The organism is Kitasatospora humi, assembly GCF_020907985.1.
Lineage (GTDB): Bacteria > Actinomycetota > Actinomycetes > Streptomycetales > Streptomycetaceae > Kitasatospora > Kitasatospora humi.
Window position 1 is genome coordinate 20,865 of the sequence record NZ_JAJJPA010000038.1, and the last position, 12,330, is coordinate 33,194.

At 72.5% G+C, this 12,330-nt stretch carries 11 protein-coding genes; 5 read left to right on the forward strand and 6 right to left on the reverse strand.

The window, feature by feature from the left end:
- Positions 1-51 precede the first annotated feature (51 nt).
- The 4 genes from LN042_RS27370 to LN042_RS27385 all read right to left on the reverse strand — a co-directional run bounded on the left by LN042_RS27370 (position 52) and on the right by LN042_RS27385 (position 5,851).
- On the reverse strand, positions 52-2,340 hold the full coding sequence (locus LN042_RS27370; RefSeq protein ID WP_230054061.1) for an NACHT domain-containing protein: 2,289 nt from the start codon (positions 2,338-2,340) through the stop codon (positions 52-54).
- Between the two features lie 255 nt (positions 2,341-2,595).
- Positions 2,596-3,162 carry a CYTH domain-containing protein gene (locus LN042_RS27375; protein ID WP_230054062.1) on the reverse strand — a complete coding sequence of 189 codons (567 nt, stop codon included), beginning with the start codon at positions 3,160-3,162 and terminating at the stop codon, positions 2,596-2,598.
- 243 nt (positions 3,163-3,405) lie between these two features.
- Complete coding sequence (locus LN042_RS27380) at positions 3,406-4,404, reverse strand: 1-aminocyclopropane-1-carboxylate deaminase/D-cysteine desulfhydrase (RefSeq protein WP_230054063.1); 999 nt, start codon at positions 4,402-4,404, stop codon at positions 3,406-3,408.
- A gap of 178 nt (positions 4,405-4,582) precedes the next feature.
- Positions 4,583-5,851, reverse strand: coding sequence for an alpha/beta hydrolase (locus LN042_RS27385; RefSeq protein WP_230054064.1), 1,269 nt, complete (start codon positions 5,849-5,851; stop codon positions 4,583-4,585).
- A gap of 100 nt (positions 5,852-5,951) precedes the next feature.
- Between LN042_RS27385 and LN042_RS27390 the strand changes: the two genes are divergently transcribed.
- Positions 5,952-6,410, forward strand: coding sequence for a MarR family winged helix-turn-helix transcriptional regulator (locus LN042_RS27390; RefSeq protein WP_230054065.1), 459 nt, complete (start codon positions 5,952-5,954; stop codon positions 6,408-6,410).
- 233 nt (positions 6,411-6,643) lie between these two features.
- Here LN042_RS27390 and LN042_RS27395 read toward each other — a convergent pair whose 3' ends face one another.
- The gene (locus tag LN042_RS27395; protein ID WP_230054066.1) at positions 6,644-7,678 is read right to left on the reverse strand and encodes a zinc-binding alcohol dehydrogenase family protein; all 1,035 of its coding nucleotides are present in this window, start codon (positions 7,676-7,678) and stop codon (positions 6,644-6,646) included.
- Between the two features lie 210 nt (positions 7,679-7,888).
- Here LN042_RS27395 and LN042_RS27400 point away from each other — a divergent pair, with 210 nt between their 5' ends.
- From LN042_RS27400 to mug, 4 genes are all read left to right on the forward strand, one after another.
- Entirely contained in the window at positions 7,889-8,260 is a 372-nt protein-coding gene (locus tag LN042_RS27400; protein WP_230054067.1) for a winged helix-turn-helix transcriptional regulator, read from the forward strand.
- 192 nt (positions 8,261-8,452) lie between these two features.
- Entirely contained in the window at positions 8,453-9,133 is a 681-nt protein-coding gene (locus tag LN042_RS27405) for an alpha/beta fold hydrolase (RefSeq protein WP_230054068.1), read from the forward strand.
- 273 nt (positions 9,134-9,406) lie between these two features.
- The gene (locus LN042_RS27410) at positions 9,407-10,462 is read left to right on the forward strand and encodes a phosphatase PAP2 family protein (protein WP_230054069.1); all 1,056 of its coding nucleotides are present in this window, start codon (positions 9,407-9,409) and stop codon (positions 10,460-10,462) included.
- Complete coding sequence (mug, locus tag LN042_RS27415; protein WP_230054070.1) at positions 10,459-11,052, forward strand: G/U mismatch-specific DNA glycosylase; 594 nt, start codon at positions 10,459-10,461, stop codon at positions 11,050-11,052. The genes LN042_RS27410 and mug overlap by 4 nt, the downstream gene beginning before the upstream one ends.
- Here the strand turns inward: mug and LN042_RS27420 are convergent.
- Complete coding sequence (locus LN042_RS27420) at positions 11,022-12,251, reverse strand: citrate synthase (RefSeq protein ID WP_230054071.1); 1,230 nt, start codon at positions 12,249-12,251, stop codon at positions 11,022-11,024. The genes mug and LN042_RS27420 overlap by 31 nt on opposite strands.
- Positions 12,252-12,330: the final 79 nt, after the last annotated feature.

Here is a 12,330-nt window from a genome sequence, read left to right on the forward strand (position 1 = left end):
AGCGCTGAGGACACTCGGCCTGCTGCTCCCCTTGCCCTCCCGGCTGGCTGTTCACCTCTCCCGGCTGGCCTCGCGGCGCGCTGCCCAGCGGACCAGCCGTGGCAGGGTGGCATCCGCTGCCGGCTTCCGCAGCGCCGCAGGCCCTCCCGGGCAGCTGCCCAAGTCTCCGATCACGATCAGACGATTCCGCAGGCCGGAGTCGGCAACGAGAGAACGCAGCACCTCGACACCGCGCGGGTCGCCAGCGGTGACAGCGAGCTGCCGCGCGGCGAAGGCCCGGTGGGAGGGGGCAAGGTCCAGGTCGGTGGCCAAGGTGTACAGCTCCTCGCCGCCGGCGCGGGCACTGACGGCTTTGGCGAGCAGGATCGCGAGGAACACCCTGTCGAGCTTCTTGACGGACGGGTCGGCGATCGCCTGCCGGAACGTCGCGATGCTTCGCTCGATTCCCACCACCTCGACCAGTCGCTTGATCGCCGCCCCGCGGTAGCCCGGGGCGTGCCCGCGGGTGACCGCCAGTGCGGCCAGTCCGTCAACTCCTCGGGTGTCACCGAGCTCAACCAGCGTTGCCGCGGCGAGCCACCGCTCGGCGAACCGAAGTCGCGGGTTGGCGGTCAGTCCCGCAAGGACCTCGGCGCCCCGAGCATCCCCCAGCTCGGCCCAGGTGTCGGCCATGGCGACCGTTGCCACCACCCGCGCATGCGGAGGGCGTGACCGGTGGCCTCCTTCGAGCCGCAGTTCCCTGAGCGCGGTCGTCAGCAGGCCGGCCGGCAACCCGGTGCCGAGCCGCGCCTGATCGACAACGAACCAGCAGCCGTACGGTCCGGCGCTCCCGTAGGCCAGTCGAGTGAGGTAGCGAGCCGCCTGCACGGGCGCGGCGTCGATGATGAAACCAAGGTAGGAGTCCGGCAGGTCGGGGCAGAAGCACGGCCGCCATTGGCTCAGCCGCGGACGGACTCCTTTCGGAGCCCCTAGGCCGCGATGGCGAACGGCACGAAAGGCGCGACGCAACTCGGCATCCCGGACAGCAGGGGACCGGGTGGCGTGCCGCGCGGCGAGGAACTCCAGAACGCTGCGGTGTGCCACGACGTGGCCTCCCGCCGTCGCGGTCAGCAGACCGGTCGAGAGCAGAGCCGAGAGCAGGAAGCGTCGCCACTCCGCGAGCGGGACGCGGCCCGGTGCGGCGACCCGCTCCGCCAGCATGTCCAGCACGGTGCGGGCGCCCTGGTCCGCAAAGAGCAGTTGGTGGGCGATAGCCGCGAGATGCTCCGGCAGCTCGCCAAGCACCCGGTCGGCGGCAGCCACCGCGACCGGACCGTGCCCGACGAAAGCCCGGGCCGTTGGGTCGATGGGTCGCCGGCGCTCGCGAAGCAACTCGACGAAGCGCTCGTAAAGCGCACCGCGGCACGTCGGAAGCCCTTCGGCGGGAGAGGCGGCGTGCAGCTGACAGAGCATCGCGATCATGAGCGGAGCCCCGGCCGGCGCGGTCAGTCCGGCATGCCGGACAGCTGCCAGGAAGCGCTCCGCGACGGTCTCGGGCTGGGCGAGCCCGAACGCCCGGAACCAGCGAGCGGCGACCTGCCCGATTTCCGCCGGGCCGAAGGACTGCAGTTCGTAGAGAGTGATGTCCTCGCCGAACTGGAGAAGCCAGTCGGCCAGCGGGCGAGAGGCGAGCACGAAGCGGTAGCGGTCCGGGTGGGTCTTCTGCCAGCAGATGACCTGCCGCAGGACGCGTTCCATGTCGCGCGGCTCGGGTAGCTCGTCGAGACCGTCGACCAGCACCAGCCAGTGCGTTCCGGCTGCCGGCGGCTGCTGGAAGAAGTCCGGAGGTACCTCCTCCACCAGTCCCGGAAGGTCGGCATTCACCGCCCTGGCCAGGCAATCCGCGAGGGGCCCGGCGATCAAGGCCGAGGCATGGACGATCACTGGCAGTGCCTCGCGACGTTCCCCACCGAGCCAGCGCTCGCACACCTTGGTCAAGTGCATTCGCAGCAGACTGGATTTGCCACCACCCGGCTCAGCCACCACGACGGTCGGGCGTGCGACATCGCCGAACGCCTCGTCGGCCGGGACGGCTGAATGGGTGCTCTCTGCTGCGCAGGCAGTCGGCGACTGGCGGTGCACCGCTTGCCGCAGGTGGATCCGAGCCAGCGGCGGAACAACGCCGGGGAGCACCGCCGGGTATGGATGCTCGGCTGCAAGCTGAACGGCGGCCTGGAGGTAGCCCGCCAGCCGATCGCCCGCCGGCGGCGAACCGGCGTACACGTGCAGCCCTCCGTGCACGTCCCGGCCCACCTGAACAACCGGACCGCGAAACGCTCCGCCCCCGATGTGATTCGCCATCACCTCATTCTGCCGAACGTCCGGCCTCGGAGAAGCGCCTTCGGGGAACGGCAACACCCCTTGGACGTGGCGTGGAAAGCCCTGCCCCGGCTGGCTTCCGCCGGCCTCCCCCACGCCACGAGCACAGCGAGAGCCCCGCACTGGAGGTGGTTCGATCGCCGCCCTCGTCGTGTCCTACTCGTCCGACCACCGGTGCAACGGTGGCGTCGGGTACGGGAGTTGTCCGATTGCCCGGGGAGCGAGAGGCTTCGTCCGCTAATGAGTCGCTGGACGGAGTCCGTACTCGGCCAGCCAGCGGAGCAGGTCCTGGCGAGAGGCCTGGACAAGGCGCCCTCCGGTGAAGCGGGCGTCGTCGGTCACCTCTGCCACGCACTCCGGAGGGGGCACGAAGGACTGGGCCTCCTCGTCGGTGGTGAACTCGCCCTCCGCTAGGACCAGGCCCCGCAGAGGGCCGTCGAAGACGTCAACACCCAAGGTAGGCAGGCTGAGACGTGTCTTGGACAGCACCGCGGCCGGCAGTGTGGCGAGCAGCTCGTACTCGGCCGGCGACAAGTACGTATTCGTGATCAGTCCCTGAATCGCGCCCGGCCGAGCGACTGGAACCTTCTGGGTGAGCTTGAGCTCGCAGCCACCGTCCGGCAACTCGGCGCGGCGCAGACGCAGGCGCGTTCCCACCAGGTACCGGTCGGTGATCACCCGGGTGGCCGTCACCGCTGCCGGCGCCGGCGGTTCCGCCAGGAGGAACCGTCGCTCCCGCTCGACGCGCGCGTACTTTCCCGGGAGAACCGACTGCCCTTGCACCCCACCGGCCTTGTCCGTCATGAAGGCAGCTTCCCAGTTGCTTCCCCCTCCCTGCCAGCGCGTTTCAGTGGCCTTAGCAGGGTCACGTCGACCTCGCCCGCCGGCTGTGCTCGGCGGCACGGTCGCCCCGGTCGCCGGCAGCGGGTCGCTGCCAGGCGACGGCGACGTCCGTGTGGATGCCGGGGGGTGCGGACGAGGTTCGCGGTGGGGGTCGTTCTGCCCTGGTGGTTCCGGCCTCCTCGTGCCGTCGAGCCGCCCGGCGGCTTACCGTGGCCCGAAGGTGTTGAGGAACAGCACCGGCTCGCCACCCAGGCGGCCTGACGCGTCCAGGTCCAGGAGCGCTGCGAAGGCCTTCGCCGTGTACGTCTGTTCCAGCCGCAGACCGGCCTGGCCGGCGGCGCGCTGGAGCGCCGCGCGTCCCTGCGCGGTGGGGTGGGCGTAGCCGGGGCCGAGCCAGCCGCGCTCCGCGACGATGTCGTCCGCGCCGAGCCCGACCTGCGGCAGCCGGGCACCCCGCGCCCGCAGCAACGCCAGGGACTTCGCCGCCAGGGCGGTGAGTGCGGCGCTGTCGAGACGGAGCGTGTCGTTGACGACGGCGCCCAGGACTCGTGTGCGCAGACCGGCCAGCCGCAGGCCCAGGGCCAGGCCGGCCGCCGTACCGCCCGAGCCGACGGGCGTCACGATCCAGCCGGGCTCCGGCAGCAGCCCACGGGAGACCTGACTCGCCAGTTCGAGGGCCGTCTCGACGGACCCGAGCGCCCCCAGCGGGGAGGACCCGCCCGCCGGCAGGTAGTACGGGAGGCGGCCGCCGTGCGTGTGCCGGGCGATCAGCCACGGCGCGGCGAGGACCAGACGGGCCTTGGTGTGCAGGAAGTGCAGCCTGGCACCGGACGCCCGCAACCGTCGCAGTTGCTCCCGGGTGTGCTCGTCGATCGGATGGTCGATCAGGCCGAGGGCGACATCGAGCCCCTCAGCGCGGGCGTAGAGCGCCACTGCCAGGCCCCAGTTCGTCCCCAGTCCGCCGACGGTGAGGATCGTGTGCGCGCGGCGACGGCGGGCTTCGGGCAGCAGCCACTCCAGCTTGCGGACCTTGTTCCCACCCCAACCGCCGTCCCCGTAGCCGCTCTCGTCCTTCACCCACACCGGCGACCGGCCGCCGAGCCCTTCCAGCAGCCGCACCGGCGTCGGTGCCCGCCCCAGCGCGAGGTGCGGCAGCGAGTCGGCCAACTCGGGCCACCGTTCGTGAAGTTGCGGACCCGTCATGCCGATGACGCTAGAAGAACCGGACGACAACGGGAAGGGCCCCACAGCAAGAGTTCGGTCCGGATCGGATCCGACGCAGCACCCGGCGGAACCCCGGCCACCAGGACCCAAGGACTGAGGCGGGGTTCCACATTGGAGGGACTGGAAGTTGACGTTGGAGCTGGCGCCAAAGGCGCCGTCAGTGGCTCCGCGCGCCACGCCGGACGTCGGCGAGGTGCGTCGGGGCGGCGCCGAGCCACCAGGCGGGGTCGGCGGTGCGGTCGGTGGTGCGCCCGTCGCGGTGCACGTAGTGCCGCACGTCTCGGCCGGGGGCACTGAACTCGCCGGCGAGGGCTCGCTCCAGCCATTCGGCGCCGAACCGGAAGGCCTCGGCCGCCACGCCACCGAGGGGGTGGAACTCGTCCTCGTAGACCCGCAGTTCCTTCGGCGCGCGGACCTTCTCGAAGTTCGCCAGCGCCTGGCCCAGGTCGGTCAGCTCGTCGAACTCGCCGATGCCGTACAGCACCGGGCAGGTGATGTCGGCGACCAGGTCACCGAGCGGCATCCGCTGGGCGAGGTCCCGGTCGAAGGCGGCCTCGTCGGTGTACCCGGCCATGTACATGTAGTTGTTCTTGAAGGTCGGCTGGGCACGCTCGAAAATGGTCCGGAAGTCGCCGGTGACGGCCTCGAAAGCGGCCAGCGCGGCCAGGCGGCGGTCGCTCGCGGCGGCTCGCGATCCCCAGTAGCCGCTCATGGAGATGCCGAACATGCCGATCCGGGCCGGGTCGACCTCCGGCAGCGCGGTCAGGTGGTCGAGGTAGCGGCCGATCGCCCGCTCGTAGTTGGTGAGGTCGACGGTGAGGCCGCCGGCCCGGCTCTCGCCCTGGCCCGGCCCCTCGATGGACAGCGCCACGGTCCCGCGGGAGGTGTAGTAGCGCTCGGCAGCCCAGATGTAATCCTCCTTGATCATGTCCATTCCGGGACCGAGGATGACGGCCGGTGCGCCCTGGACCCGGCCGGCAGGCAGGTGCAGCAGTGCGTGGATCTCGCCGCCCTCGAAGTCCAGCACCACCCGGCGCACCCGGTTTCCGCGCAGGGCGCCCAGGCGGGCCACGCAGTGGTTGGTGTGCTCGCGCATGGCCGCCTTGCGCGGGTCGGCCGCGTCGAAGATCGAGTACTGGGCGCGGCCCCACATCACCGCGGCCCGCAGGTAGAGGTCGGCGGCGGTCTGCGCGAATCCACCGTGCTCATGGTGCGCGGCCCGCTGCTCGGCCTGGAAGGCCACCGTCGCCCACGCCTTGGGCAGCATCGCACCGCTCTTGACGAGCGCGAACACCTTCGCGAAGTCGGTGTGGTCGTGGCCGAGCTGCTCCATCGTGCCGACGGCCTCGGGGTGCAGCGCGTCGAAGCCGCCCTGGGCGAGGGCGATGTCCAGGGCCCAGCTCTGACCTGTCGAACGGATCGTCATGGCGGTTCCTGTCTGAAGGGGGCAGGGTTCGAATAAGTACTTAGCTATTAAGTACTTAGGATAATCTGGTGTCAAGTCGACCCATCGGAGGAGCCCGAACATGACCGAACCGCCGCTCACCCCGGACCGCGCCCAGGCGCTCGACCGCCTGGCCCGCGCCGCCTACCGGCTCAGCGCCGCGGACGCGCGGCTGCGCGGCCGCGCCACCCGCACCCCGGGGGCCCTGTCCCTCACGCACGCCCGAGCACTGCGCACCCTGGCCGAGCAGGGACCGCTGACCATCAGCCGGCTCGCCGCGGGCACCGAGACCACCGGCGCGGCCACCACCCAGCTGGTCAACGGGCTGGTCGCAGCGGGTTACGTCACTCGCGAGCGCGCGCCCGAGGACAAGCGGTCCGTGCAGGTGGCCCTCACCGAAGCCGGGTGGTCGCGGCACCGCGAGCGCCAGCGGGTACTGAGCGAAGCCCTGCACGCCGACCTGGCCGACTACGACGCCGCCGCCCTCGACAGCGCCGCCGAGGTGCTGCAGTTGCTGTCCGCCGTCTACGACCGACTGTGAGGGCGGGGGCCGGGAGCCGTGGCCAGGGGACCGGAGGCCCGTGGCCACGGGGCGGCCGGAGGCCGAGAGCCGCGGCCAGGGGACCGGAGGCCGGGAGCCGTGGCCAGGGGGCGGCCGGAGACCGGGAGCCGCGAGCAGGAACCCCGAGGCCGGAAACCCGCGGCCCTGAGCCCGCAGCCGGGAACCCGAGGCGGTGACGGCCGCCGGTCGGGGCCGCTGCCGTGCGGCCGGCCTCAGAAGCCGGTCAGGGTGGTCTTGCCGATGGCCGCGCCGGACTCCTGGAGGCGGTGGGCCTCGCGGAGGTTGGCCGCGTTGATCCGCCCGAGGTCCGTGGTGGCGGTGGTCGTGAGGATCCCGGCGTCCACGAGCCGGGCCACCTGGGTGAGGATGTGGCGCTGCATGGCCTGGTCGGGGGTCTGGAACATCGAGCGGGTGTACATGAACTCCCAGTGGAACGAGATGCTCTTCGGCTTGAGCACGCCGATCGGCAGGGAGTCGAAGTCGTCGATGGCGACGATCCGGCCGAAGGGGTTGAGCGCTTCGGCGTAGGCCGCCAGGTTCCGGTCGGTGGCGGTGGTGCTGAAGACGTGGTCCAGGCCGTCCGGTGCGACCTCGGCGAGTTGCGGCACCAGCGGCTTGTGGTGGTCGATGACGTGGTCGGCACCCATCGCGTGGGCGAAGCCGACCGTCTCCGGACGGGATGCGGTGCCGATCACCGTCAGGCTGGTCAGGGCGTGGGCCAGTTGGGTCGCGATGGAGCCGACACCCCCCGCCGCGCCGGTCACCAGCAGGGTGCCGGTCTGCTCCAGCGCGCCGGTGCGCAGGCCGAGCCGGTCGAACAGGCCCTCCCAAGCGGTGAGCGAGGTCAGCGGGAGCGCGGCGGCCTCGGTGAACGAGAGGGAGGCGGGCTTGCGGCCCACCAGGCGCTCGTCGACGGCGTGGAAGCGGGAATTCGCGCCGGGCCGGTCCAGCGCACCGGCGTAGTAGACGTCGTCGCCGATCTGGAAGTGCTCCACGCCTGCGCCGACGGCGACCACGGTGCCGGCCGCGTCCCAGCCCAGCACCCTCGGCTCGCCGGCCGGGTCGGCGTTCTGGCGAACCTTGTAGTCCACCGGATTGACGGCGACGGCCTCCACCCGGACCAGCAGATCGCGGGGGCCCGGCTCGGGGACCGGGAGCTCGATGTCGACCAGGCTCTCGGGGTCGTCGACCGGCAGGCTCCTGCGGTAGGCGACGGCGGGCATGGTGCCCTCGTGGGTTCCACTCATGGTGGGTCCTGCCTTTCAGGCGGTCGATGCGGATCGGTGCGGAAGATGGACCTGCGGGGGGCGGGTGCGCGGAGAGGTGGATCAGTGGCCCGGAGGGGCGCCAGGCTCTCCGGTCGGTCAGCCCGAGGTGTTCGGGCACGTCTGCGACGGTACGAGGGGGGAAGTAGTTACCCGCAAGGACCATTGGTACCCATTGGGTACCATCACCGCATGACGACGATCGCCGCACGCCTCGCCTCCTGCACCGACCCCAAGGATGTCTACGCGGCGGCCTGCCCCTGCCGCGACATGCTCGACCTGCTGGCCAACAAGTGGAGCGCCCTGGCCCTGGGTGCCCTGGAGGACGGGCCGCAGCGCTTCGGCGCCCTGCGCACCCGGCTCCAGGGGGTGAGCCCCAAGGTGCTCACCCAGACCCTGCGCCGCCTGGAGGACTACGGCCTGGTCCACCGCGAGGTCTTCGCCGAGGTGCCGCCCCGGGTCGAGTACAGCCTCACCGACCTGGGTGCGGACGCCTGCGTCCCGCTGGCCCACCTGCGCAGCTGGGTCGAGCTCAACATCGACCGCTTCTCCGAGGCTTCATGACTCTTCTCCGAGGCCTCATGACCCCCCGACGTCACCCCTGAGGCCCTGAACCCCGTGGCCCCATGAACCACACCCGTGACCCCGTGCCCCCAGGCGGAGGATGTCCCCGGCGGCAGCCCCAGCGATCATGTGGAGGGCGGCGCCGGGCCGGGGCTCCGGCACCGCCCTCGATCCGTTCAGGAGGGGAAGGCGATGGCGACGTACGTTCTGGTGCACGGCGCGTGGCACGGCGGCTGGTGCTGGCGGGAGGTGGCCGATCGACTGCGGGCGGCCGGGCACCGGGTGTTCACCCCGACGCTGACCGGGCTGGGCGAGCGGGCGCACCTGCGGTCGGCCCGGACCGGGCTGGCCACGCACGTGGCGGACGTCTGCGGGGTGCTCCGGTACGAGGAGCTGCGGGACGCGGTGCTGGTGGGCCACAGCTACGCCGGATTCGTGGTGCGCGAGGCCGCGGACCGGATGCCGGACCGGGTGGGGCGACTGGTGATGGTGGACGCCTGGGCGGGGCGGGACGGCGAGTCGTTCCAGGACCGGGCCCCGGAACGGTTCCGGCAGTGGCTGGACGCCGCCACCGACGGCGAGGTGCTGCGGGCGCCGAAGGCGGCCGCGGTCGGGGTGACCGATCCGGCGACGGCGGCCTGGCTGGAGCCGCTGCTGACCCCGCAGCCGCGCCGCACCTTCAGCGAGCCGACCCGGCTCACCGGCGCGGTCGACGCGATCCCGTGCCGGGCGGTCCTGTGTGTGCCGGCCCGGCTGCCGTTCGCCGCGACGGCCGAGGAGTTCGGCTGGGAGCAGGTGGAGCTGGCCACGGGACATGACGCGATGCTGACCGCCCCGGCGGAGCTGGCCAGGCTGCTGCTCGAACCGCGCTGAGCCCACGACGGCCCTGCCATCGGAACGCAAAGAGCGAGCAAATACGTGGTCAGGCCACATTGAAGGGGCGGCGGCCCATTGCGTGCCGGCTGTGAGTTCATGAGAGTTCGGTGTGTGCCCACTGAGGAGGCTACCGCGCCATGACGGCCGTGGGGAGGCGCGCGGGATCGAAAGCCTGCGGATGCGAATGGCGCATGCTCAGTAAATATTAAAAAAAGGGCACTAGGTTGACCCGGCTTGCCCCACCTGCATCTCTCGAAGGGGACGCCACCGGTGACCAGCCTGCTCGAGTCCGCACACCCTGCCCCCGACCACCGTGCCCGGGCGTCGGCGCTACTGGGACGGCTCCGGTACGCCAGACACCTGCGGTGGCTGGCCTGGCCCACGTACTTCTGGCTGTTCTGGTACTGCTACGAGCAGTACGGGCTGCCGTACCAGAACGACCTGGTGTTCTGCTGGCTGATGGGTGCGCTGGCCGCCGCCGGCGTGCACAGCGGGCACTGGTTCCGCTGGCTGAAGGTGCTGCGCGACTGGGTGCCGGTGATGGCGGCGGTCTACGCGTACTCGCTGCTGCGCGGCTACGGCGCGCACACCCCCTGGGCGGTGCACTGGGCGCCCCAGCTGGCCTTCGACAAGGCGGTCGGCTTCGGACAGGTGTGGTCCGTCCGACTCCAGCACTGGCTGTACACCCCGGGCCACCCGCACTGGTACGACTACCTCTGCACGGTCGTCTACATGTCGCACTTCTTCGCGGTCTTCCTGGTGATGGCGGCGCTCTGGAAGCGGCGGCACGACCGGTTCACCCGGCTGGTCGCGCTCTACCTGGTCCTGACCTTCGCGGCCTTCGCCACCTATGTGCTCTACCCGGCCGACCCGCCGTGGCTGACCGCGCAGAGCGGGCACCTGCCGCAGCTGACCCGCGTGGTCTCGGACGTCCTCACCCAGTCGGGCCTGCCCCGGGCGGGCTCGATCTTCGAGAACGGCAGCCGGTTCGACAACGACGTGGCCGCGATGCCCTCGCTGCACGCCGCCTACCCGATGCTGCTGGCGCTGTTCTTCTGGCCCACGGCCGGGCGCAAGCTGCGGGTGCTGCTGGCGCTCTATCCGCCGGCGATGGCGTTCACCCTGGTCTACGGCGCCGAGCACTTCGTCATCGACATCCTGTTCGGTTGGGCGTACGCGGCCGTGGTGGTGCTGGGCCTGGGCCGGCTGATGGACCGCCGGGCCGCCCGCCGCGCGGCCACCGGGGACGCCCGGGCGGTGGGCCCGGCCGCCGAGGTGGCCCTCGGGGAACCGGCGGATCCGGTGGGTAGCACACTGGCCGGGTGACCACTCCCCCGCCGCGCCCCACGCCCGCCGACCTCGCCGCAGCCCAGGGCCGCACCATCCCCGATGTGACCGGCCCCGGGCTGCGGGTGCTGTTCTGCGGCATCAACCCGGGCCTGTGGTCCGGCGCCACCGGGCACCACTTCGCCCGGCCCGGCAACCGCTTCTGGCCGGCGCTGCACCGCTCCGGCTTCACCCCGCGGCAGCTGGCCCCGCACGAGCAGGACCAGCTGCCGGCGCTGGGCCTGGGCATCACCAACGTGGTGGCCCGGACCTCGGCCAAGGCGGACGAGCTGAGCCGTGCGGAACTGCGCGCCGGGGGCGCGGCGCTGCGCGAGCGGGTGGCCGCGCTGCGGCCGCGGGTGCTGGCCGTCCTCGGGATCGGCGCCTACCGCACCGCCTTCGGGCGGCCGAAGGCGGTGATCGGACGGCAGGCCGAGCGGCTGGGCGACACCGAGGTGTGGGTGCTGCCCAATCCCAGCGGACTGAACGCGCACTACACGCTGGACGCGCTGGCCGGGGAGTTCCGCACGCTGCGCGAGGCCGTCGAGCGCCGGCCCGGTCAGGGTGCCTGCGGACGCGGCCCGGTGTAGCTGCCCCGGGTTCGCATCCGCAGCGGCTCCTCGCGGTACTCCTCCACCGCGTGGGCCAGCCAGCCCGGGGTCCTGGCCACCGCGAAGACCACCTCGCCGGCCTCCGGCGGCAAGTCGGCGGCAAGTGCCATCGCGGCCAGCGCCAGGTCGATGTTGGCCCGCAACGCCGGCCGGCCCGCCGGGCCCGCGGCCGCCTCCACCTCGGCGACCGCCGCCACCACCCGTGGCCCGCCGGCCAGGCCGCCCACCGCGTCCAGCAGCGCCACGGCCCGGGGATCGCCCTGCGGGTAGAGCCGGTGGCCGAGCCCGGGAATCGGCCGACCGGTGCGCAGGTAGTCGGAGACCACCGGCACGGCGCCACCCGCCAGCACCTCGACGAGCATCCGGTGGGCCAGCGAGCTGGCCGCGCCGTGCAGCGGGCCGTCGGTGGCGCCGAGCCCGGCGGAGACCACCGCGTACGGATGGGCGCGTGCCGAGGCCGCCACCCGGGCCGCCACGGTGGACACCGCCAGCTCGTGGTCCAGCAGCAGCACCAGGGCGCGGTCCAGGCAGGCCACCGCCTCGGGCGCGGGCGCGGCGGACGCCAGCCGGCTCCACAGCCGCGCCGCCAGCGACGCGTCGGGCCCGGGATCGGGCCCGGTGCGCGGCAGTGCCTCCACCATCCCGGCGATCAGCGCCGCCCCGGCCGCCAGCACGGTCTGCTCGCGCAGGTCGAAGCGGAGCGGGTCGAGCGCGGCGGCGACGGTGGCCGAGATCCGCAGCCGGTCGGGCAGCCGGATCCCGTCGGGCAGCGCGGCGGCGGCCCGGGCCAGCGCCCCGGCGGTGGCGGGCGGCACCCGCAGCGCCACCGGGGCGTCGGCACCCAGGCCCCAGAGCCAGCCGATCCCCGCCTCGAAGCCGTGCCGGGCGGCCAGCTCGACGGCGTCCCGGCCGCGGTAGTAGAGCCGGCCGTTCTCGATCAGCGTCAGCCCGGTGCGCACCGTGACCGGTTCGCCGGCCGGCGGCCGCACCGGGGTGCGGCGCCCCCGCGCGGCCAGCTCGGCCACCTCACGGGCGTCGAAGGTGCTGCCCTTGCCGCCCGGGGCGCGCTCGCTGCTGAGCTGGCCGCGGCTGGCGTACGCGTACACCGTCTCCACCTTGACGCCGAGCTGCTCGGCGACCTGCTGGGTGGTCAGCCGCTCGCTGCGGATCTCGGCCATGGACCCCTCGTCCTCCTCACCGCGCCTTGACGATGACTCGCAGTATTCCATATTGATCTCAATCAACGTTGACAACGTG

Coding starts and splice junctions, on each gene's coding strand:
- LN042_RS27370 (WP_230054061.1), bottom strand. CDS start 2,340: ATGGCGAATCACATCGGGGGCGGAGCGTTTCGCGGTCCGGTTGTTCAG.
- LN042_RS27375 (WP_230054062.1), bottom strand. CDS start 3,162: ATGACGGACAAGGCCGGTGGGGTGCAAGGGCAGTCGGTTCTCCCGGGA.
- LN042_RS27380 (WP_230054063.1), bottom strand. CDS start 4,404: ATGACGGGTCCGCAACTTCACGAACGGTGGCCCGAGTTGGCCGACTCG.
- LN042_RS27385 (WP_230054064.1), bottom strand. CDS start 5,851: ATGACGATCCGTTCGACAGGTCAGAGCTGGGCCCTGGACATCGCCCTC.
- LN042_RS27390 (WP_230054065.1), top strand. CDS start 5,952: ATGACCGAACCGCCGCTCACCCCGGACCGCGCCCAGGCGCTCGACCGC.
- LN042_RS27395 (WP_230054066.1), bottom strand. CDS start 7,678: ATGAGTGGAACCCACGAGGGCACCATGCCCGCCGTCGCCTACCGCAGG.
- LN042_RS27400 (WP_230054067.1), top strand. CDS start 7,889: ATGACGACGATCGCCGCACGCCTCGCCTCCTGCACCGACCCCAAGGAT.
- LN042_RS27405 (WP_230054068.1), top strand. CDS start 8,453: ATGGCGACGTACGTTCTGGTGCACGGCGCGTGGCACGGCGGCTGGTGC.
- LN042_RS27420 (WP_230054071.1), bottom strand. CDS start 12,251: ATGGCCGAGATCCGCAGCGAGCGGCTGACCACCCAGCAGGTCGCCGAG.